Raw genomic sequence first — 21,800 nt, 5'->3', positions numbered from 1 at the left:
CTGAGTGCCGCATCGCATCGCCAAAGGTGGCACCACGGGATATCGTCCTGCTGCCGAACCGGTTGGGTGACCACCAGCCTCACTGGGCATCACCGGGGTGAACGTTCCGGACCGCGAGTCGACGGACGCGCCGCACTCGGGTGCGTCGGACCGCGTAACCGGGCCGCGTACGCCCGATTTTGACCGATGGTCATGAGCTGTTCCCTGGTCTGCCCCTGATCTGTCCCTGATCTGTCCCTGGTCTGCCCCTGGTCCGGCCCCTGGCCCCACTCGAGAACCATCACGTCGAACCCATCATGAGGAGCCGCCTGATGTCCGATTTCGTACCCGGGCTTGAAGGAGTCATCGCGTTCGAGACGGAGATCGCCGAACCGGACAAGGAAGGTGGCGCGCTGCGCTACCGCGGTGTCGACATCGAGGACCTGGTCGGCCACGTCTCCTTCGGAAACGTGTGGGGTCTGCTCGTCGACGGCGCCTTCAATCCCGGTCTGCCGCCCGCCGAGCCGTTCCCGATCCCGGTCCACTCCGGGGACATCCGCGTCGACGTACAGTCCGCGCTCGCGATGCTCGCCCCCGTGTGGGGCCTGCGCCCGCTCCTGGACATCGACGAGCGGCAGGCCCGCGAGGACCTGGCGCGCGCCGCCGTCATGGCCCTCTCCTACGTGGCCCAGTCGGCCCGCGGCCAGGGCCTCCCGATGGTGCCGCAGCGCGAGATCGACAAGGCCGAGACGGTCGTCGAGCGGTTCATGAGGCGCTGGCGCGGCGAGCCCGATCCCAAGCACGTCAAGGCCGTCGACGCCTACTGGACCTCGGCCGCCGAGCACGGCATGAACGCCTCCACGTTCACCGCCCGCGTCATCGCCTCCACCGGCGCCGACGTGGCGGCGGCGCTGTCCGGCGCCGTCGGGGCCATGTCGGGGCCCCTGCACGGCGGCGCGCCCTCCCGGGTCCTCGGCATGATCGAGGAGATCGAGCGCACGGGCGACGCCGTGGCGTACGTGAAGCGGGCGCTGGACAAGGGCGAGCGGCTGATGGGCTTCGGGCACCGGGTGTACCGGGCCGAGGACCCCCGCGCGCGGGTGCTCCGCCGTACCGCCCGTGAGCTGGGCGCTCCTCGCTTCGAGGTCGCCGAGGCGCTGGAGAAGGCGGCCCTCGACGAGCTGCACGCGCGGCGGCCCGACCGTGTCCTCGCCACGAACGTGGAGTTCTGGGCGGCGATCGTGCTCGACTTCGCCGAGGTGCCCGCGCACATGTTCACGTCGATGTTCACCTGTGCGAGGACCGCGGGGTGGTCGGCGCACATCCTGGAGCAGAAGCGGACGGGGCGGCTGGTGCGGCCGTCCGCCCGGTACACCGGCCCGGGCTCCCGTGACCCCCGGGAGATCGAGGGGTACGGGGACATCACCCGCTGACCCCTCGGGGCTCCGTCCCGGGCCCCGTTCCTCGGAGCTCTCACCCGCCGGAGGGGCCGGTTTTTCCGGTCCCTCCGGCCAGCGCCCGCTCCACCAGCACCGTCCACTGGGCCACCACCCGGTCCCGCCGCGCCCCGTCGTCCGTCAGGAGGTTCGCGAGGCCCAGGCCGCGGGCCATGTCCAGGAGGCCCTGGATGGTCTCCCTGACGCCGGGGACGGACTCGTCCGCGGCGAGGAGCTCCACCGCGATGCGGTGCGTCTCCCGGCCTACGCGGGCCTCAAGATCCGTGACCCGGCCCCCGAGCTGCGGCTCGTTGGACGCGGCCACCCAGAGGTGGAGCGCCGCGCGGAAGAGCGGGCCCGTGTAGAGGTCCACCAGGGCCGCGACGACCGAGGCCCTGTCCTGCGCGGGCAGGGCGCGCAGGGCCGTGGAGCGCCGCTCGGCGACGTACTCGACGGCGGCGGTGAACAGGTCCTCCCGGGTCGGGAAGTGGTGCTGTGCCGCGCCCCGCGAGACGCCGGCCCGCTCGGCGACCGCCGAGACCGTGGAGCCCGCCCAGCCGTGCTCGGCGAGGCAGGACACGGCGGCTTCCAGGAGCCGCTGCCGCGTCGCGCGGCTGCGGTCCTGCTTGGGTGAGCGGTCCGCGGCGGTCACAGCACCCATGGGCGCTCCCGTCGTTCGAGGAACGCCGTCATCCCCTCGCTCGCCTCGGCGGAGCCGAAGAGCCGTGCGGTCAGGGCGACGACAGCGTCCGAGTGGTCGTCGAATGCGTCGAGCACCCTAGCCGTGAGCAGCTTCTTCGTCTCGGCCAGGGCGCCCGGCGCGGCCCGCCGCAGCCCGTCGAGCATCGGTTCGAGCGTGGCGTCGACGTCGGCCCCGTACGCGGTGACGAGGCCGATCCGCGCCGCCTCCACCGCGTCGAAGCGCTCCCCGGTGAGGCAGTAGCGGGAGGCGGCGCCCGGGTCGAGGCGGGGCAGCAGCGTCAGGGAGATCACGGCGGGTGCCACGCCGATGCGGACCTCCGTGAGCGCGAAGGACGAGCCGGGCCCCGCCACCGCCAGGTCGCACGCGCCGAGCAGCCCGATCCCGCCGGCCCGCACATGGCCGTCCACGCGCGCGACCACCGGTTTGGGCAGCTCGATGACCTGCCGCAGCAGCCGTACGAAGTCGTGCGGGTCGGGCGGTGTCCTCAGGTCGGCGCCCGAGCAGAACGTCGTCCCGGTGTGGGCGAGCAGGACCGCGCGGACCGCGGGGGCCCTTCCGAGGTCGCCGAGCACCTCGGCGAGGGCTCCCAGCAGGTCGGCGGAGAGCGCGTTGCGGCGCTCGGGGCGATCGAGGGTGACGGTGACGATGCCGCGTACGGGCGAGGAGACGACCAGGCTCATCACAAGCTCCTCAGTACGACTTGGGAAGGCCCAGCGTCCGGTGGGAGACGTAGTTGAGGATCATCTCCCTGCTCACCGGGGCTATCCGTGCCACCCGGGACGCCACGATCAGCGAGGCGAGGCCGAACTCCTTGGTGAGGCCGTTGCCGCCGAGGGTGTGCACGGCCCGGTCGACGGCCTTCACGCAGGCGTCGGCGGCGGCGAGCTTGGCCATGTTGGCGGCCTCGCCCGCGCCCGCGTCGTCCCCGTCGTCGTAGAGGCGGGCGGCCTTCTGCGTCATCAGGCGGGCCAGCTCGATATCGATGTGGGACTCCGCGAGCGGGTGCGCGATGGCCTGGTGGGCGCCGATGGGGCTCTTCCAGACGCTGCGTTCCTTCGCGTACGTGGTGGCCCTGTCCAGGGCGAAACGGGCCATCCCCAGCGCGAAGGCGGCCGTCATGACGCGCTCGGGGTTCAGGCCCGCGAAGAGCTGGAGGAGCCCCGCGTCCTGGTCGCCGAGCAGTGCCTCGGGCGGCAGCCGGACGTCGTCGAGGACCAGCTCGAACTGCTTCTCCGCGGCCTGGAGCTCCATGTCGATCCGGTGGCGCGAGAAGCCCGGGGTGTCGCGCGGGACGATGAACAGGCACGGCTTGAGGTTGCCGGTCGTGGTGTCCGACGTGCGGCCGACGATGAGCGTGGCGTCGGCGATGTCGACGCCGGAGATGAACACCTTGCGGCCGGTCAGGAGCCAGTCGCCGGAGTCGGGGTCGCGGCGTGCCGTGGTGGTGATGCGGTGGGAGTTGGAGCCCGCCTCGGGCTCGGTGATGCCGAAGGCCATGGTCCGCGAGCCGTCGGCGAGGCCGGGCAGCCAGGCCCGCTTCTGCTCCTCGGTGCCGAACCGGGCGATGACGGTGCCGCAGATCGCGGGGGAGACGACCATCATCAGGAGCGGGCAGCCCGCGGCGCCCAGTTCCTCCAGGACGATGGAGAGTTCGGCGATGCCGCCGCCTCCGCCGCCGTACTCCTCGGGCAGGTTCACGCCCAGGTAGCCGAGGGCCGCGGCGTCCGCCCACAGCTCGTCGGGGTGGCCGCCGTCCTGGACGATGCGCGTCATGTAGTCGCGGCCGTACCGCTTGCCGAGGGCCGCGACGGCGGCGCGCAGGGCACGGTGCTCCTCGGTTTCGAGGACGGTGCTGCGAGCCGTGCTGCGGGCGGTGCTGCGAGCGGTGCTCATACGGACTCTTCCTCCTGGACGACGGGCTTGACGACGGCGAGCAGCGCGCCCACCTCGACCTGGCGGCCGGTCTCGGCGTGCAGGGCGGTGAGCGTGCCGGCGGCGGGAGCGGTGACGCGGTGCTCCATCTTCATGGCCTCCAGCCAGATGAGGGGCTGCCCGGCGGCGACCCGCACCCCTTCGGCAAGCCCCTCGGCGACGCGTACGACGGTGCCCGGCATGGGGGCGAGCAGGGAGCCCGGCTCGCGGCGCGCGGTGGGTTCGGGGAGCAGGGGCAGCGGGGTGAGGACGGTGCGCCCGCGCGGCGACGTCACGTACACCTGGTCCGTCGCGCCCCCGTACCGCGTGACCTCGTACGTCCTGCGTACGCCTTCGGATTCGATGACGACCCGCGTGGCGGTGACGCCGAGCACCCGTACCCCTTCGGCGCGCGGGCCCTCGCGGGTGTGGTCGTAGCGCACCTCGTGCTCGGTGCCGTCGGGTTCGGTGCGCCAGCGTTTGAGGTGCGGCTGCGAGCGGAGGCCGCGCCAGCCGCCGAACCGGGAGCGGCCGTGCGCGTCGGCGAGCGACGCGGCCAGCGCGGCGTGCGGGTCGGTCCCGGGCGCCGCCAGCTCCCCGGCGTGCCGGTCGTAGAAGCCGGTGTCCATGCGCGCCCCGGTGAACTCCGGGTGCCGCAGGGACCGTACGAGCAGGTCGCGGTTGGTGACGGGGCCGTGGAGCACCGCCCGCTCCAGGGCGCCCGCGAGGCGGCGTACGGCCTGTTCGCGGGTCGGCGCGTGCGCGACGGCCTTGGCGAGCATCGGGTCGTAGTGCACGCCGATCGTGTCGCCGTCCGCGTACCCGGTGTCCAGGCGGACGCCCGGCACGTCGATGCGGTGCAGGGTGCCGGTCTGCGGGGCCCAGCCGGCCGCCGGGTCCTCGGCGTAGAGGCGGGCCTGGACGGCGTGGCCGCGCGCGGGCGGTGGTTCGGCGGCGAGGGCGGTGCCTTCGGCGATCTGTATCTGGAGCGCGACCAGGTCGAGGCCGAAGACGGCTTCGGTGACGGGGTGTTCCACCTGGAGGCGGGTGTTCATCTCCAGGAAGTGCGCGCGCCCCTCCGCGACGAGGAACTCCACGGTGCCCGCGCCCCGGTAGCCGGTCACGCGCACCGCCCGTACGGCCCGTTCGTGCAGTTCGGCGACGAGTCCGGGGGCGATGCCCGGCGCGGGTGACTCCTCGATGACCTTCTGGTGCCTGCGCTGGAGCGAGCAGTCGCGGGTGCCGAGGGCCCACACCGTGCCGTGCGCGTCGGCCATGACCTGCACCTCGACGTGGCGGCCGCCCTCGATGAACGGCTCGACGAACACCTCGCCGTCCCCGAAGGCGCCGGCCGCCTCCGCCCGCGCGGCGGTCAACGCGCCGTCCAGTTCGGACAATTGCCGTACGACGCGCATGCCGCGCCCGCCGCCGCCGGCCGCCGCCTTCACCAGGACCGGCAGGTCGGCCTCGGTGACCTCGGCGAGGGGTTCGATGCCGAGGAGTTCCTTGGCGCGCGTCTTGGACGCCATCGCCTCGATCGCTTCGGGCGGGGGGCCGATCCAGACCAGGCCCGCGTCCAGGACCGCGCGGGCGAAGCCGGCGTTCTCGGAGAGGAAGCCGTAGCCGGGGTGGACGGCGTCGGCGCCCGCGGCCCGCGCGGCCTTCACGAGCAGTTCGCCGCGGAGATACGTCTCGGCGGGCGCCGCGCCGGGCAGCCGTACCGCCGCGTCGGCCTCGCGGACGTGCAGGGCGTCCGCGTCGGCGTCGGAGTACACGGCGACCGTGGCGATGCCCAGGTCGCGGCAGGTACGGAAGACGCGGCAGGCGATCTCGCCGCGGTTGGCCACAAGAACGCAACTGATCATCGTCACTGCCTCACATCCGGAAGACGCCGAAGCCGCCGCGCGCGCCCTCGAAGGGGGCCGTGTGGATCGCGGACAGGCACAGGCCGAGCACGGTGCGGGTGTCCCGCGGATCGATGACCCCGTCGTCGTAGAGCCGCCCGGAGAGGAACATCGGCAGCGACTCGGCCTCGATCTGCCGCTCCACCATCTCCCGCAGCGCGGCGTCGGCGTCGTCGTCGTAGGGCTGTCCCTTGGCCGCCGCCGACTGCCGGGCGACGATGGACAGGACGCCCGCGAGCTGCTGCGGGCCCATGACGGCCGACTTGGCGCTCGGCCAGGCGAAGAGGAAGCGGGGGTCGTAGGCGCGCCCGCACATGCCGTAGTGCCCGGCGCCGTAGGAGGCGCCCATCAGGACGGAGAGGTGCGGGACCTTCGAGTTGGAGACGGCGTTGATCATCATGGCGCCGTGTTTGATGATGCCGCCCTGCTCGTACTCCTTGCCGACCATGTAGCCGGTGGTGTTGTGCAGGAAGAGCAGCGGGATGTCGCGCTGGTTCGCCAACTGGATGAACTGCGCGGCCTTCTGCGACTCCGCGCTGAAGAGCACGCCTCGCGCGTTGGCGAGGATGCCGACGGGGTAGCCGTGCAGGGCCGCCCAGCCGGTGACGAGCGACGTCCCGTACAGCGGCTTGAACTCGTCGAAGTCGGAGCCGTCCACGATCCGGGCGATGACCTCGCGCGGGTCGAAGGGCGTCTTCAGGTCGCCGGGCACGATGCCGAGCAGCTCGTCCTCGTCGTACGCGGGCGGCGCGACGGTGAGCGGGTCGGGGTCGGCGTACGCCTTGCGCCAGTTGAGGCGGGCGACGACGCGGCGGGTCCGGCGCAGCGCGTCGTGCTCGTCCTCGGCGAGGTGGTCGGCGAGGCCGGAGGTGCGGGCGTGCATCTCGGCGCCGCCCAGCGACTCGTCGTCGCTCTCCTCGCCGGTCGCCATCTTCACGAGCGGCGGTCCGCCGAGGAAGACCTTCGCGCGCTCCTTGACCATGATCACGTGGTCGCACATGCCGGGCACGTAGGCGCCGCCCGCCGTGGAGTTGCCGAAGACGACGGCCACGGTGGGGATACCGGCCGCCGAGGACTGCGTGAGGTGCTTGAAGAGGGCACCCCCGGGGATGAAGATCTCCTTCTGGGAGGGGAGGTCCGCGCCGCCCGACTCCACCAGGTGGATCGAGGGCAGCCGGTTCGCGTGCCCGATCTCGTGGGCGCGGAACGCCTTCTTCAGCGTCCAGGGGTTGGAGGCGCCGCCCCTGACCGTCGGGTCGTTCGCGGTGATCAGGCACTCGACGCCCTCGACGACGCCGATGCCGGTGACCATGGACGCGCCCACGGGGTAGTCGCTGCCCCAGGCGGCCAGCGGCGACAGTTCGAGGAAGGGTGTGTCGGGGTCGAGGAGCAGTTCGACGCGCTCGCGGGCGAGGAGCTTGCCGCGCTTGTGGTGGCGCCGCACGTACTTCTCGCCGCCGCCCTCAAGGGCCTTGGCGTGTTCGGTGCCGAGTGCGGCGAGCCTCTCCAGCATGGCGGCGCGGTACTCGGTGTACTCGGCGCCCGCCGGGTCGAGCGCGGAGGCCAGGACGGTCATGCCCGCACCTCCGGCGCGCCGGACGCGGGCGGTCCCTCGGTGCTCCTCGGGCTCACAGCAGTACCTCCGGTATGTCCAGGTGACGGGCGCGCAGCCACTCGCCGAGCGCCTTGGCCTGCGGGTCGAAACGGGCCCGGGACGCGACGCCCTCGCCGAGCAGCCCCTCGACGACGAAGTTCAGGGCGCGCAGGTTGGGCAGGGCGTGGCGGGTGACCGGCAGGTGGGCCGCCTCGGGGATCAGTTCGCGGAACCGGTCCTTGGTCAGTTCGTGGGCCAGCCACCGCCAGGCCGCGTCGGAGCGCACCCATACGCCGACGTTCGCGTCGCCGCCCTTGTCGCCGCTGCGGGCGCCCGCGACGCGGCCGAGGGGGGCGCGGCGGGTGGGCACCGGGGGCAGGGGCTCGGGCGGCGGGGGCTCTTGCACATCCCGCGGTACGAGGGTGTCGGGTCCGGTGGCCACGGGGGTCCGCTCCCCGCCGGGCAGCACCGCCACGTGTGCGACGGTGTCCCGGTCCACGTGGGCCGCTTCGAAGACTCCGTAGGGGGCGCCCTTGCCGGGCGGGGCGGTCACGTGGAAGCCGGGGTAGCTGCCGAGGGCCAGCTCGATCACGGCGCCGCTCAGCTCCCTGCCCACGGCGTCGGCGTCGGCGTCGCGCACCACGAGGCGCAGCAGGGCGCTCGCGGTCTCCTCGGTGGCCGCGTCGGCGCGGTCGGTGCGGGACAGCTCCCAGCGGACCTCGGCGGGGCGCGTCCCCGCACGGTCCAGGGCGTCTTCGAGCTGGGCGCGGACCAGGGCGGCCTTGGCCTCGATGTCCGGGCCCGTGAGGACGAGGACGACCTCGTTGCGGAAGCCGCCGAGCCGGTTGAGGCCGACCTTGAGGGTGGGCGGCGGTGCCTCGCCGCGTACGCCTTCGATCCGCACCCGGTCGGGTCCCTCCCGCGTGAGGACGGCCGTGTCGAGCCGGGCGGTGACGTCGGGGCCCGCGTAACGGGCGCCGGCCGTCTCGTAGAGGAGCTGCGCGGTGACCGTGCCGACGTCGACGAAGCCGCCGGTGCCGGGGTGTTTGGTGATGACGGCCGAGCCGTCCTCGTGGATCTCGGCGAGCGGGAAGCCGGGGTGGCGCAGGGACGCCGGGTCGTGCTCGGCGAAGAACGCGTAGTTGCCGCCGGTGGCCTGTGTCCCGCACTCCAGGACGTGCCCGGCGACGACCGCGCCCGCGAGGCGGTCGTACGCGTCCTGCCGCCAGCCGAAGTGTGCGGCCGCCGGGCCCGTGACCAGGGCGGCGTCGGTCACCCGCCCCGTCACGACCACGTCCGCCCCGGCCTCCAGGCAGGCCGCGATGCCGGCGCCGCCGAGGTAGGCGTGGGCGGTGAGGGCGCCGGGGAAGCGGCTGCCGAGGTCGTCGCCCTCGACGTGGGCGACCCTGGCGGGGACGCCGAGCCGCCCCGCGAGGTCCCTGACGGCGTCCGCGAGCCCGGCCGGGTTGAGCCCGCCCGCGTTGGCGACGATCCGTACCCCGCGGTCGTGGGCGATGCCGAGACAGTCCTCCAACTGCCGCAGGAACGTCTTGGCGTAGCCGCGCGCGGGGTCCTTCAGGCGGTCACGGCCGAGGATGAGCATGGTCAGCTCGGCGAGGTAGTCCCCGGTGAGGACGTCGATCTCGCCGCCGGTCAGCATCTCCCGCATGGCGTCGAAACGGTCACCGTAGAAGCCGGAGGCGTTGGCTATCCGCAGGGGCCGCTCCGGGCGGGGCCGGTAGCCGCGGCGGTCAGAGCCTCCGGCCGGGCGTGGCGGGTGCCCGGGGGCAGGGGCAGGGCCTCGGCCGGTAGCCCGTGCCACGGAGGGGCCCTCGCCGCGCCCCGCTCCCACGGAGGCATCCCCGCCGGTTCCCGGCCCCACGGAGACGCCCTCGCCGTGCCCCGCTCCCACGGAGCCCCCGCCGCGCGCCCCCGTCACGTCGGGTTCCCCGCGGTGCCGTCCTTCGCCGGACGTCCCGTGCCCGGTGGTCCCGCGAATGCCTGGGCGATGTCCAGCCAGCGGTCCGCGTCGGCGCCCTGTGCGCGTACCGCCAGGTCGGAGCGGTGGGCGCGGCGGGTGACCAGGAGGCAGAAGTCGAGCGCGGGGCCGCTCACGCGCTGGGGGGCGTCCTCGGGGCCGTACGCCCACGGCTCCCCCGTCACCGGTGAGCTCAGCTCGACCCGGAACTCCTCCCGCGGCGGGCTCATCCCCCGTACCGCGAAAGCGAAGTCCCGCGCCCTGACGCCGATCCGCGCCACGTGCCGCAGCCGGTCCGTCGGGACGCGCCGCACGCCGAGCGCGTCCGCCACGTCCTGGCCGTGCGCCCAGGTCTCCATGAGCCGCGCGGTCGCCATGGACGGCACGGCCATGGGCGGCCCGTACCAGGGCAGCCGGGTCCCGGCGGGTGCCTCGGCCAGGGCCCGGCGGAGCGCGGCACGGCCGGTCCGCCAGCGGTCGAGCAGCTCGGCGGGCGGCAGCTTCGCGCCCTCCTCGGCGCCCTCGTCCACGAACGTGTCCGGAGCCGCCGCCGCCTTCTCCGCCTCGGCGGCGAAGGCCTCCGGGTCCGTGGCGGCGAGCAGGGCCACCCGGTCGGTCCAGGCGAGGTGCGCGATCTGGTGGGCGACCGTCCAGCCGGGCGCGGGCGTGGCGAGCGCCCAGCGCTCACCGCGCAACTCCGCCACCAGCCGGTCCAGTTCCTCGCTCTCGGCACGCAGGTCGTCGAGCACGGACAGGGCATCGGACACGGAACGCTCCCCTCGGTCCACGGCGATGTGCCAGGGAGCATGGCAGCGCCCACAGAAACAAGCAAGCGTGCTTGCATAATTTCCGCGGGCGCCCACCGGGGGCCCGCCGGGGGCCGATTACGGCCCGCCCCGCCCCACCTGCGTACGCACCGCGCCCATGCTCGCCGCGATGACCAGGGCGATCGCCAGCGCCTCCACGGCGGAGAGCGTCTGGCTGAGGATGAGGAACCCGGCGATCGAGGCGATGGCCGGTTCCAGGCTCATCAGGACCGCGAAGGTGTGCGCGGGCAGCCGCCGCAGCGCCAGGAGCTCCAGGGTGTACGGCAGCACGGACGACATCACGGCGACCACCGCGCCGAGCGCCAGCGTGCCGGGCTGCACGAGCCGCGACCCCGACTCGACGATGCCGAGCGGCAGGAACAGCACCGCGGCGACCACCATCGCCAGGGCGAGCCCGTCGGCCTGGGGGAAGCGCCGCCCGGTGCGCGCGCTGAAGACGATGTACGCCGCCCACATCGCGCCCGCGCCGAGCGCGAAGGCGACGCCCGCCGGATCGAGGCCGCTGAGACCGCCCCCGCCGCCGAGCAGGAACACACCGCACAGCGCGAGCCCCGCCCAGATCAGATTGACCGCGCGGCGCGACGCGACGACGGAGAGCGCGAGCGGCCCGAGGACCTCAAGGGTGACGGCGGGACCCATCGGGATGCGGGCCACGGACTGGTAGAACAGGCCGTTCATCGCGGCCATGGCCACCCCGAAGGCCACGACCGTGCCCCAGTCGGCGCGCGAGTGCCCGCGCAGCTTCGGCCGGCACACGATCATCAGCACCAGCGCGGCGAAGGCGAGCCGCAGCGTCACGATGCCGAGCGCCCCGGCCCGCGGCATCACGCTGACGGCCACCGCGCCGCCGAACTGCACCGAGATGCCGCCCGCGAGGACGAGCCCCACCGGGCCGAGGCGCGCCCGGAGACCACCGGCGGCACCCCCTCCCGCTCCCCCGGCCTCCGCGGTCGCCGCGGCGCCCGCGACCTCCGGCTGCTGCGCCACGACGGGGGCCGCCGCCGGTGCCGCCTGGTCGCTGCGCGAGATGTTCACCGCTGAGCCTTCCTGCCACTGCCACTGGGCCATGAGTCCAGCATCCTGGACCAGGCCATTCACGATAATGAACTCCGTAAGGATTGTGGAGCGGTTTTGCTGCTGTACGCAAACCACGTCCACATGTCGAAGGTACGGCCGCTCACGACGCGCGGGAAATGCCGATTACCCACCGGTTATGCGTGGTGCGCATAACGACGGTTCACTCAGAGCCGCTCCGCGAGGACTTCCGCGAGGTGGCGTGCGCGCACCCCGGCGAGCTGGTGCAACTGCGTGCGGCAGGAGTACCCGTCGGCCAGGACGACCGCGCCGTCCGGCGCCTGCCGCACCGCGGGCAGCAGTTGTTCCTCCGCGCAGGCCGCCGAGACGTCGTAGTGCCCGCGCTCGAACCCGAAGTTCCCCGCGAGCCCGCAGCAGCCGCCGGTCAGCTCGCCCGCCAGGCCCGCCTTCGCCCGCAGCCGCCGCTCCGCCGCGTCCCCGAGGACCGCGTGCTGGTGGCAGTGGGTCTGGCCGGTCGCCGGGCGGTCGACACGGGGCGGCCGCCACTGCGGGGCCAGCTCCTCGACGGCCTGGGCGAAGGTGCGTACGGCGGCGGCGAGGCGGTGCGCGCGCGGGTCGTCGCCGAGCAGTTCGGTCAGGTCCGTCCTGAGCGCCGCCGCGCAGCTCGGCTCAAGGACCACCACCGGCACCCCCGCGTCCACCAGCGGAGCCATCCGCTCCAGCGTGCCGCGCAGCACCGCGCGCGCCCGGTCGAGCTGCCCCGTCGACACGTACGTCAGCCCGCAGCACACCCCCGGCGGCGGCAGCTCGACGGCGATCCCCGCGGCCTCCATGACCCGCACGGCGGCCTCGCCGACCTCGGGCGAGAGGTGGTCGGTGAACGTGTCGGGCCACAGCACGGCACGCGGCCCGGCGACCGCCCCGGCGCGGTGCCCCGTCCGCCACCACCGCCGGAACGTGCGCGGCGCCACCTCGGGCACCGCCCGCCGCGCGTCGATCCCGCCGAGCCGCTTGCCGAGCGCCGCGAGCGGCCGTACGCGCGCCAGAGCGTTGACCACCCGCGCGGCGCGCGTCACCGCGACGGCCCGCAGCCAGCGCGGCAGCCACCCCATCGAGTAGTGCGCGGCGGGCCTGCGCCGCCCTTCGTAGTGGTGGTGCAGGAACTCCGCCTTGTACGTGGCCATGTCGACGCCCACCGGGCAGTCCGAGCGGCAGCCCTTGCAGGACAGGCAGAGGTCCAGGGCGTCCCTGACCTCCGTCGAGCGCCATCCGTCCGTCACCACCTCGCCAGCGAGCATCTCGTGCAGGAGATGCGCGCGGCCCCGCGTGGAGTGTTCCTCCTCGCCCGTCACCCGGAAGGAGGGGCACATGACGTCCGTGGGCGATCCCGGCGCCGCCGTGCGGCACTTCGCGACCCCCACGCACCGCCTGACCGCCGCCGAGAAGTCGCCGCCGTCGTGCGGGTAGCCGAAGGCGACGTCGACCGGCTCGCGCGGCAGCGGCGCGAACCGCAGACCGGCGTCGAGCGGCGCGGGCCGCACCAGCATCCCGGGGTTGAGCAGCCCTTGCGGGTCCCAGAGGTCCTTGACGCGCTCGAAGAGGCCGACGAGTTCGCTCCCGTACATCTTCGGCAGGAGCTCCGCGCGGGCCTGCCCGTCGCCGTGTTCGCCGGAGAGGGAGCCGCCGTGCGCGACGACGACGTCCGCGACCTCCTCGGAGAAGCGGCGGAACCGGGCCACGCCCGCGCGGCTGAGCAGATCGAAGTCCACGCGTACGTGGATGCAGCCGTCCCCGAAGTGGCCGTACGGGGTGCCGCGCAGACCGTGCTCGGCGAGCAGCGCGCGGAAGTCCCGCAGGTAGGCGCCGAGCCGGGCGGGCGGCACCGCGCAGTCCTCCCAGCCGGGCCAGGCCTCTCCCCCGGGCGAGCCGTCCGCCTCGTCCGGCAGGCGCGTGGCCGTGCCGCTGGCGTCCTCGCGCACGCGCCACAGGGCCCGCTGCCGCGCCGGATCGTCGACGACCACGGCGTCCAGCGCGTCCGCCGCCCGCACGAGGTCCCCCGCATGCGCGCGCGCCTCGGCAGGGCTCGCGCCGCCCGTCTCCACGAACAGCCAGGCGCCGCCCCTGGGCAGGCCGGCCGCGCCGCGCACGAGGTCGGCCGCCATGCCTTCGACGGTCAGCGGCCCGTACGCCAGGAGCCCCGGTGCCGCCTCGGCCGCCGCGCTCTCGTCGGCGTACCCGAGCACGGCGAGGGCGCGGGCGCGGGGCGCCTCGACCAGGCGCAGGGTCGCTTCGGTGAGGATGCCGAGGGTGCCCTCCGAGCCGCAGAACGCGCGCGCGAGGTCGGGGCCGCGCTCCGGGAGCAGGGCGTCGAGGGCGTAGCCGGAGATGCGGCGCGGCAGGTCGGGGTAGCCGGTGCGCAGGAGCTTCAGGTGGCTCTCGACGAGCGTCCGCAGGCCGTCGGGGGCTCCTTGCCAGCTCTGCCCGAGCCGGTGGGTGTCGCCCCGGCTGCCGATGACGGACAGCTCACGGACGTTGTCGGCGGTCGTGCCGTAGGCCACCGAGTGGGAGCCGCAGGAGTTGTTGCCCACCATGCCGCCGAGCGTGCAGCGGTTGTGCGTCGACGGGTCGGGGCCGAAGGTGAGGCCGTGCGGGGCGGCGGCGGCGCGCAGGTCGTCCAGGACGACTCCCGGCTGGACCACGGCCGTTCGCGCCTCCGGGTCCAGGGAGACGATCCGCCGCAGGTGCCGGGTGAAGTCGAGGACGACCCCGGTGCCCGTCGCCTGACCCGCGATCGAGGTGCCCGCGCCGCGCGCCACCACCGGCGTGTTCCGCTCCCGGCAGACCGCGAGCACGGCCGCCACGTCGTCGGCGTCGCGCGGGGCCACCACGGCGGCGGGTACGCGGCGGTAGTTGGAGGCGTCCATGGTGTGCAGGGCCCGCGCGGTGACGGAGAGGTCCACGTCGCCGCGTACGGCCGCGCGGAGGTCGTGTTCGAGGCCCTGGGCTTCGAGGGCGTCGCTCCGGGCCCCCTGACGCTTGCTCATGCGGTCGCTCATACGGCCAGGATGCCCCCGCCGGGCCCCCTGGCGGCCACCCCGCAGGGACCGCTATGTCATGATCCGGAAGGGATCATTCCCACTCCGGTCAGTAACTCTCCTATAGTGACCAGAACTTGAGCTGACCTTGAGAATCACCCGAGCACGTTCGAGTAAAAGTGTGTCGCTTCCGATCGAGGACCCCGATTGATGACCGCGCCAACCCCCCTAGCGCGCCCCGGGACGAATGGGGCATCTCCTGGTCGAGCCCAGTCGAGAGCTTGGGCACACGCTCCCTTGCGACCGTCCGCCCTCGTCCTCCTGACCTGCGCCGTGGTCACCGCGGCGCTCACCGGAACCGCCGTCGCCCTGGCCCCCGCCTCCGTGCGCGCGCCCCTCGCCTGGGGCGCGGGCACCGCGGCGCTCGCGCTCAGCGTCGCGGTGGCCGCCGCGTTCCACGGCGCGCGGTCCGCGGCCCTGCTGGGGCGTCAGCTCGCCGCCGCCCGGGAGGAGCTGGCGTGCTCCAGGGACGAACAGGCGCGGCTCGCGTCCGACTTCGCCCAGGAGCACGCACATCTCACCGGCCGCCACGCCCGTGAGATCGCCGCGCTGACCGCGGAACACGTACGGGAGCGCAACGCGCTGACCATGCGTGTCCGTACCGCCGAGTCCGAGCGCGCCGCCGCGCTCGCCGCCTCCGCCAACGCGGCGGGCCGCATGCAGGCGCTGGCCACCGGCATGCTCGCCGACCTGCGCGAGATGGAGGGCAGGCACGCCGACGAGGACGTCCTCACCGACCTGCTGCACCTGGACCACAGGACCGCGCAGGCCGGCCGCATCGCCGACTCGGTGGCCGTCCTCACCGGCGCCCGCTCCGGCCGCCGGTGGGCCCGCCCCATCGTCATGGAGTCGATCCTGCGCGGCGCGATGGGCCGTATCGGCGGCTACCAGCGCGTACGCGTCCACTCGGCCAGCGAGGCCGCCGTCGCGGGGCACGCCGCCGAGGGCGTCATGCACGCCCTGGCCGAAATCCTGGACAACGCCGCCAATTTCTCGCCGCCCACCTCCGAGGTGCACGTCTACATCGAGGAGGTCGCGGCCGGCGTCATCGTCTCCGTCGAGGACAGCGGCCTTGTCATGGGTCCGGTGCAGCAGCGCCGCGCCGAGCAGGCCGTGTCCGGCGGGACGAAGGGCCTCGGCGGGCTCTCCGGTACGCGGCTCGGCCTCGCGGTGGTCGGCCGACTGGCCCGCAAGCACGGCCTGACGGTGTCGTTCCGCCCGTCCGCGCGCGGCGGCACGGGGGTACTCCTGCTGATCCCCCAGGAACTCCTCTCCCACCCCTCACAACCACGTCCGACAACAGACGCTCCCCCCGCGACACCGTCCTTGCCTGCGGCCCGGACGGGCGGGGCGGCTTCGGAGGCTTCGGCGGCTTCGGAGACTCCGGCGGACACGGCGGCTTCGGCGGCTTTGGCGGGCACGACGGCTTCGGAGGCTCCGGCGGGCACGACGGCTCCGGAGGCTCCGGCGGGCACGACGGCTCCGGAGACTCCGGCGGACACGACGGCTCCGGAGGCTCCGGCGGGCACGACGGCTCCGGAGGCTCCGGCGGGCACGACGGCTCCGGAGACTCCGGCGGGCACGACGGCTTCGGCGGCTCCGGCGGGCACGACGGCTTCGGCGGCTTCGGCGGCTTCGGTGGCCGGAACGACCGCCGCGGCCGAAGCGGCGCAGGCGGCCGCGCCGCTCCAGCCCGCGGCCACCGCGGACTACCCGGCCCCCGCGGCCCCCGCGGACGACGACACCGCCATCCTCACCCCCGTGGACCGCGAGCCCCTCCCGGCCCATGACTCCCCGGCCGGCGGCCCCGACGCCCCCCTGCCCAAGCGGCCCCGTGGTCGTACTCTCGCCGCTGCCGAGCGGGCGCGGTCCGGTGGGGACACCGGGGAGCATCCTCGGCCGCGCGCGACCGACGCCGCCGCCACCGCGGCCCGTTTCAGCAGCTTCCGCAAGGCAGTCCGCGTCACGCCATCGCCCAGTGACACGGACGCCCCCGCAACCTCCCCGCACCCGGAAGGCGACTCCCCCCGATGACCACCGGCACCACCAACCCCGGCACCACCACCAACGCCAAGCTCACCTGGCTCCTCGAAGGCCTCATCGAGCGCACCCCCGGCGCCCGGCACGCGCTCGTCCTGTCCAGGGACGGCCTGAAGCTGTGCCGCACCCCGGAACTCTCCGTCGACCAGGCCGACCAGCTCGCCGCCATCGCCGCCGGCATCCAGTCCCTCTCCCACGGCGCGTCCGCCGAGTTCGGGGACGGCAGCGGCGGTGTGCGCTCGGCGATGACGGAGTTCTACGGCGGCATCCTCTTCATCGTCGAGGCGGGCGAGGGCGCCCACCTCGCGGTGATCGCCGCCGAGGACGCCGACCCCGGGCTCGTCGGACACACCATGAGCGAGCTGGTCGAACAGCTCGGCGAGCACCTGCGTGCCGCACCCCGCGCGGACGACGGCCCCAGCGCCACGCCCGCCTCATGAGCCGCCCCGGCCGGGACGACTCCCCCGACCGGCTGTACACCCTCACGCAGGGCCGCAGCCGGTCGGCGCCCGACGCCCCGTTCGACCTGGTGACCCTGGTCGTCGCCGAGTCGGCCCCCACGCCCGGCATGCAGTCCGAGCACACCGCGATCCTGCGGATGTGCGAACGGCCCACGGCGGTCGTCGAGATCGCCGCCGAGCTCGGCCTGCCGGTGAGCATCACGCGCATCCTGCTCTCCGACCTGCTCGACGCGGGCCGCATCAGCGCCCGCCATCCGCGGGCGGCAGCCGGTCACCTCCTTCCCGACCCCGACATCCTGGAGCAGGTGCTCGTTGGACTCCGCAATCTCTGAACTGAGCGAAGAACGCGGCGCGAGCGGCGCGAGCGACGCGCGCAGCGCCACCGGCACCGCTACCGGCACGGCTACCGGCACGGCCCGCAGAGAGCTGTCCGCGACCGCCGACAACGGCCTGAAGGTCGTCGTGGTGGGCGGCTTCGGCGTCGGCAAGACGACCCTGGTCCGGTCCGTGAGCGAGATCCGTCCCCTCAGCACCGAGGAGACGATGACGCAGGCGGGCCGTGGCATCGACGAGACGGGCGGCCTGGAGGGGCTGCGCGCCAAGACGTCCACGACGGTCGCGTTCGACTTCGGCCGCATCACGCTCGACGCGCGCAACGTCCTCTACCTCTTCGGCGCCCCGGGCCAGGAACGCTTCTGGTTCCTGTGGGACCGGCTGTTCTCCGGGACGCTCGGCGCCGTCGTCCTCGTGGACCCGCGGCGCATCGAGGACTCCTGGTACGCGATCGACCGCCTGGAGCACCACGGGACGCCGTTCATCGTGGCCCGCAACGACTTCGGCGGCTCCGCCCACACCGCCGAGCAGTTGCGCGAGGCGCTCGACCTCGACCCCGGGGTGCCGCTCATCGACTGTGACGCGCGCTCCCGCGAGTCCAGCAAGACCGTACTCATCACCCTCGTCGAACACCTCAAGACGCTGTACGCGGCTGGGCCGAACGCCTCTCGGCCGGGCCCGGCAGAGCTGAACCCCGCCCAGGAGACCGCCAAGTGACCTGCCCCGTATCCGGCGCCGCGGCCGGCCCCGTCCCGCTCTGGGGCCCGCGGTACGCCACCGAGCCCGCCCGCCTCTACCGGGAGATGCGGCGCGACCACGGCCCGGTGGCCCCCGTACTCCTCGACGGCGACGTGCCCGCCTGGCTGGTGCTCGGCTACCGCGAGCTGCACCAGGTCACCGGCGACCCCGTCCTGTTCAGCCGCGACTCCGAGCTGTGGAACCAGTGGCCGGACATCCCCGCCGACTGGCCGCTGCTCCCGATGATCGGCCACAAGCAGCCGTCGATCCTCTACACCGTCGGCGAGCGGCACACCGAGCGCGCCGCGATGATCGCGAACGCCCTGGAGTCGGTCGACCCGTTCGAACTCAAGGCCCATGCCGAGCGGTTCGCCGACGAGCTGATCGACGGCTTCTGCGGCCGGGGCTCGACGGACATCATCGCCGAGTACGCGATGCTGCTGCCGGTACGGGTCCTCACCAAGATCTACGGCTTCTCCGACGAGGACGGCCCCGCCCTGGTCACCGCGTTGAACGACATGATCGACGGCGGGGAGCGGGCCCTCGCGGGCGCGCGGCACCTGGCTGAGTCGATGGCGCGGCTCATCGCCGACAAGCACGTCCGGCCCGACCAGGACGTCGCCTCGTCGATGCTGGCGGACCCCTCGGGGTTCACCGACAACGAGATCGCGGAGGACCTGATGGTGATGATGGCCGCCGGCCATCAGCCCACCGCGGACTGGATCGGCAACTCGCTGCGGCTGATGCTCACCGACGACCGCTTCGCCGCCTCCCTCTTCGGCGGCCGGCACAGCATCGCCGAGGCCATGAACGAGGTCCTGTGGGAGGACACCCCGACGCAGAACGTCGCGGGCCGCTGGGCCTCGCGCGACACCCACCTCGGGGGCCGCCGTATCGAAGCCGGTGACCTGCTCCTCCTCGGCCTCGCCGCGGCCAACGCGGACCCCCAGGTGCGCACCGACGGCTCCGCGCTGACCGGCGGCAACAGCGCCCACTTCTCCTTCGGCCACGGCGAGCACCGCTGCCCCTTCCCCGCCCAGGAGGTCGCCGAGGTCATCGCGCGCACCGGCATCGAGGTGCTCCTCGACCGGCTGCCCGACCTGGACCTGGCCGTCCCCGCGGCGGACCTGACGCGACGCCCGTCCGCCTGGCTGCGCGGCCTGACCGAACTGCCGGTGACCTTCACCCCGACCTTGACTCCGGCTTCCACCCTGGGAGAGCACAGATGACGCGTATCGTCCTGGACCCGTTCGTCACCGACCTGGACGGCGAGAGCGCCCGGCTCCTCGCCGCGGGCCCGCTCGCCGAGGCGGAGCTGCCGGGCGGCGTGCCGGTGTGGGCGGTGACGCACCACGCGGAGGCCCGCCGGCTCCTCACCGACAAGCGCCTGGTGAAGGACATCAACGTCTGGGGCGCCTGGCGGCGCGGCGAGATACCCGCCGACTGGCCGCTGATCGGCCTCGCCAACCCCGGCCGCTCGATGCTGACGGTGGACGGCGAGGAGCACCGCAGGATGCGTTCGCTCGTCGCGCAGGCGCTGACGCCGCGCCGCGTGGAGCGGCTGCGCGAGCGCATCACGCAGCTCACGGAGGGCCTCCTCGACCAGGTGGCCTCGGCGGCGGTTGACGGCGTGGTCGACCTGAAGGCGGTGTTCGCGTACCCGCTGCCCATGTACGTCGTCAGCGAGCTGATGGGCATCGACGAGGCCGACCACCCGCGGCTGAAGGTCCTCTTCGACAAGTTCTTCTCCACCCAGACGCCGCCGGAGGAGGTCGTGGCCACGCTCGGCGAACTCGCCGGGATGATGGGCAAGGTCGTCGCGGCGCGCCGCGAGCAGCCGGGCGACGATCTGACCAGCGCGCTGATCCAGGCCTCCGAGAACGGCGACCACCTCACGGACGAGGAGATCGTCTCCACCCTCCAGCTCATGGTCGCGGCGGGCCACGAGACGACGATCTCCCTGATCGTCAACGCCGTGGTGAACCTCAGCACCCACCCCGAGCAACTCGCCCTGGTCCGCGAGGGCAAGGCCGGCTGGGACGCGGTGGTAGAGGAGACGCTGCGCCACTCGACGCCGACGTCGCACGTCCTGATCCGCTTCGCCGCGGAGGACGTCCCGGTCGGCGACAAGGTGATCCCCGAGGGGGACGCGCTGATCGTCTCCTACGGCGCCATCGGCCGCGACGAGGCGGCCCACGGCCCGACGGCGGCCGCCTTCGACATCACCCGCACCTCCGCCAACCGCCACATCTCCTTCGGCCACGGCCCGCACGTCTGCCCCGGAGCGGCCCTCTCCCGCCTGGAGGCCGGCGTGGCACTCCCCGCCCTGTACGCCCGCTTCCCCGCGCTGACGCTGGCGGTAAAGCCCGAAGCCCTCCGCAACAAGCCGGTGGTGACGCAGAACGACTTGTACGAACTGCCGGTCAAGCTCAATGGCAACACCTGCGGCAACTGAGGAGCGGAAATTCAGCCCCTCCGGCGTTTGAGGAGCGGGGTCCGGGGCGGAGCCCCGAGGCGGGGGTCTCAGCCGCCGGACGGGTTGAGGCCCCCTTGCCAGAAGCCGCTAGGCTCACCCCGTGGCTGAGATCCAGATTCCCGCTGACATGAAGCCCGCCGACGGCCGTTTCGGCTCGGGCCCCTCCAAGGTGCGCACGGAGGCGCTGGACGCCCTCGCCGCGACCGGAACCTCCTTGCTCGGTACGTCCCACCGCCAGGCCCCGGTGAAGAACCTGGTCGGCCGCGTGATCGGCGGCGTCAAGGACCTCTTCTCCCTCCCCGAGGGATACGAGGTGGTCCTCGGCAACGGCGGCTCCACCGCGTTCTGGGACGTGGCGACGCACGGCCTCATCGAGAACAAGTCGCAGCACCTGAGCTTCGGCGAGTTCTCGTCGAAGTTCGCGAAGGCGGCCAAGCTGGCCCCGTGGCTGGCCGAGCCGAGCGTGATCACCAGTGACCCGGGGTCGCACCCGGACCCGCGCGCGGAGGCGGGCGTCGACGTCTACGCCCTCACGCAGAACGAGACCTCCACCGGTGTCGCGGCGCCGGTCAAGCGCGTCGCGGGCGCCGACGACGGCGCGCTCGTCCTGGTGGACGCCACGTCGGGCGCGGGCGGCCTGCCGGTCGACATCACCGAGAGCGACGTCTACTACTTCGCCCCGCAGAAGTCGTTCGCCGCGGACGGCGGCCTCTGGCTGGCCGTGTTCTCCCCGGCGGCGATCGAGCGGGCCGAGCGCGTCCACGCGTCGGGCCGGCACGTGCCGGAGTTCTTCTCGCTGCCGACGGCGATCGACAACTCCCGCAAGAACCAGACGTACAACACCCCGGCGCTCGCCACGCTCTTCCTGCTCGCCGAGCAGCTCGACTGGATGAACTCCCAGGGCGGCCTGGAGTTCACGACCGGCCGCACGGCGGCGTCCTCGCGGACGCTGTACGGCTGGGCGGACGACTCCAAGTACGCGACGCCCTTCGTCACGGACCCGTCGAAGCGCTCGCAGGTCATCGGCACCATCGACTTCGCGGACGAGGTGGACGCCGCGGCGGTCGCCAAGGTCCTGCGCGCCAACGGCATCGTGGACACCGAGCCGTACCGCAAGCTGGGCCGCAACCAGCTTCGCATCGCGATGTTCCCGGCGATCGACCCGGCGGACATCGAGGCGCTCACGAAGTGCGTCGACTACGTGATCGAGAAGCTCTGACACCGCGCCGCTCGTATCTGAACGCGGGAGTCCCCGCGCCCCGGTCGGGGCGCGGGGACTCCCGCGTTTCA

17 protein-coding genes are annotated in these 21,800 nt (G+C 73.7%); 8 read left to right on the top strand and 9 right to left on the bottom strand.

The window, feature by feature from the left end; all coding sequences use genetic code 11:
• Nucleotides 1–311: 311 nt before the first annotated feature.
• On the top strand, nucleotides 312–1,412 hold the full coding sequence (locus tag ACRAKF_RS22290) for a citrate synthase 2 (protein WP_447039060.1): 1,101 nt from the start codon (nucleotides 312–314) through the stop codon (nucleotides 1,410–1,412).
• 40 nt (nucleotides 1,413–1,452) lie between these two features.
• Here ACRAKF_RS22290 and ACRAKF_RS22285 read toward each other — a convergent pair whose 3' ends face one another.
• The 9 genes from ACRAKF_RS22285 to ACRAKF_RS22245 form a co-directional block, all read right to left on the bottom strand.
• On the bottom strand, nucleotides 1,453–2,076 hold the full coding sequence (locus ACRAKF_RS22285) for a TetR/AcrR family transcriptional regulator (protein ID WP_447039058.1): 624 nt from the start codon (nucleotides 2,074–2,076) through the stop codon (nucleotides 1,453–1,455).
• Nucleotides 2,064–2,798 carry an enoyl-CoA hydratase family protein gene (locus ACRAKF_RS22280; protein WP_447039057.1) on the bottom strand — a complete coding sequence of 245 codons (735 nt, stop codon included), beginning with the start codon at nucleotides 2,796–2,798 and terminating at the stop codon, nucleotides 2,064–2,066. Before ACRAKF_RS22280 ends, ACRAKF_RS22285 begins: the two co-directional genes overlap by 13 nt.
• 10 nt (nucleotides 2,799–2,808) lie before the next feature.
• Nucleotides 2,809–4,011, bottom strand: a complete 1,203-nt coding sequence (locus tag ACRAKF_RS22275) for an acyl-CoA dehydrogenase family protein (RefSeq protein ID WP_447039056.1) — start codon at nucleotides 4,009–4,011, stop codon at nucleotides 2,809–2,811.
• Nucleotides 4,008–5,894 carry an ATP-binding protein gene (locus tag ACRAKF_RS22270; protein ID WP_447039055.1) on the bottom strand — a complete coding sequence of 629 codons (1,887 nt, stop codon included), beginning with the start codon at nucleotides 5,892–5,894 and terminating at the stop codon, nucleotides 4,008–4,010. Before ACRAKF_RS22270 ends, ACRAKF_RS22275 begins: the two co-directional genes overlap by 4 nt.
• A 10-nt stretch (nucleotides 5,895–5,904) precedes the next feature.
• Nucleotides 5,905–7,509, bottom strand: coding sequence for an acyl-CoA carboxylase subunit beta (locus ACRAKF_RS22265; RefSeq protein WP_447039054.1), 1,605 nt, complete (start codon nucleotides 7,507–7,509; stop codon nucleotides 5,905–5,907).
• 52 nt (nucleotides 7,510–7,561) lie between these two features.
• The gene (locus ACRAKF_RS22260; protein WP_447039053.1) at nucleotides 7,562–9,196 is read right to left on the bottom strand and encodes an acyclic terpene utilization AtuA family protein; all 1,635 of its coding nucleotides are present in this window, start codon (nucleotides 9,194–9,196) and stop codon (nucleotides 7,562–7,564) included.
• Between the two features lie 266 nt (nucleotides 9,197–9,462).
• The gene (locus tag ACRAKF_RS22255; protein WP_447039052.1) at nucleotides 9,463–10,272 is read right to left on the bottom strand and encodes a TIGR03084 family metal-binding protein; all 810 of its coding nucleotides are present in this window, start codon (nucleotides 10,270–10,272) and stop codon (nucleotides 9,463–9,465) included.
• A gap of 117 nt (nucleotides 10,273–10,389) precedes the next feature.
• A complete protein-coding gene (locus ACRAKF_RS22250) occupies nucleotides 10,390–11,400 on the bottom strand; it encodes an EamA family transporter (protein ID WP_447039051.1) in 1,011 nt (336 codons plus the stop codon).
• A 173-nt stretch (nucleotides 11,401–11,573) separates the two neighbouring features.
• Nucleotides 11,574–14,423: an FAD-binding and (Fe-S)-binding domain-containing protein gene (locus tag ACRAKF_RS22245; RefSeq protein WP_447039050.1), complete on the bottom strand. Its 2,850-nt coding sequence runs from the start codon at nucleotides 14,421–14,423 to the stop codon at nucleotides 11,574–11,576.
• Between the two features lie 276 nt (nucleotides 14,424–14,699).
• Between ACRAKF_RS22245 and ACRAKF_RS22240 the strand changes: the two genes are divergently transcribed.
• From ACRAKF_RS22240 to serC, 7 genes are all read left to right on the top strand, one after another.
• Complete coding sequence (locus tag ACRAKF_RS22240; protein ID WP_447039048.1) at nucleotides 14,700–16,496, top strand: ATP-binding protein; 1,797 nt, start codon at nucleotides 14,700–14,702, stop codon at nucleotides 16,494–16,496.
• The gene (locus tag ACRAKF_RS22235) at nucleotides 16,493–16,942 is read left to right on the top strand and encodes a roadblock/LC7 domain-containing protein (RefSeq protein WP_447039047.1); all 450 of its coding nucleotides are present in this window, start codon (nucleotides 16,493–16,495) and stop codon (nucleotides 16,940–16,942) included. The genes ACRAKF_RS22240 and ACRAKF_RS22235 overlap by 4 nt, the downstream gene beginning before the upstream one ends.
• Nucleotides 16,939–17,295: a DUF742 domain-containing protein gene (locus ACRAKF_RS22230; protein ID WP_447039046.1), complete on the top strand. Its 357-nt coding sequence runs from the start codon at nucleotides 16,939–16,941 to the stop codon at nucleotides 17,293–17,295. Before ACRAKF_RS22235 ends, ACRAKF_RS22230 begins: the two co-directional genes overlap by 4 nt.
• A gap of 94 nt (nucleotides 17,296–17,389) precedes the next feature.
• On the top strand, nucleotides 17,390–18,013 hold the full coding sequence (locus ACRAKF_RS22225; protein ID WP_447042108.1) for a GTP-binding protein: 624 nt from the start codon (nucleotides 17,390–17,392) through the stop codon (nucleotides 18,011–18,013).
• The gene (locus ACRAKF_RS22220; protein WP_447039044.1) at nucleotides 18,010–19,263 is read left to right on the top strand and encodes a cytochrome P450; all 1,254 of its coding nucleotides are present in this window, start codon (nucleotides 18,010–18,012) and stop codon (nucleotides 19,261–19,263) included. The genes ACRAKF_RS22225 and ACRAKF_RS22220 overlap by 4 nt, the downstream gene beginning before the upstream one ends.
• On the top strand, nucleotides 19,260–20,489 hold the full coding sequence (locus ACRAKF_RS22215) for a cytochrome P450 family protein (RefSeq protein ID WP_447039043.1): 1,230 nt from the start codon (nucleotides 19,260–19,262) through the stop codon (nucleotides 20,487–20,489). Before ACRAKF_RS22220 ends, ACRAKF_RS22215 begins: the two co-directional genes overlap by 4 nt.
• 121 nt (nucleotides 20,490–20,610) lie before the next feature.
• Nucleotides 20,611–21,729: a phosphoserine transaminase gene (serC, locus tag ACRAKF_RS22210; RefSeq protein ID WP_447039042.1), complete on the top strand. Its 1,119-nt coding sequence runs from the start codon at nucleotides 20,611–20,613 to the stop codon at nucleotides 21,727–21,729.
• The last annotated feature ends 71 nt before the right edge of the window (nucleotides 21,730–21,800 follow it).

The organism is Streptomyces sp. DSM 118878 (assembly GCF_052936595.1).
This window is presented reverse-complemented; position numbering and strand designations above follow the sequence as displayed.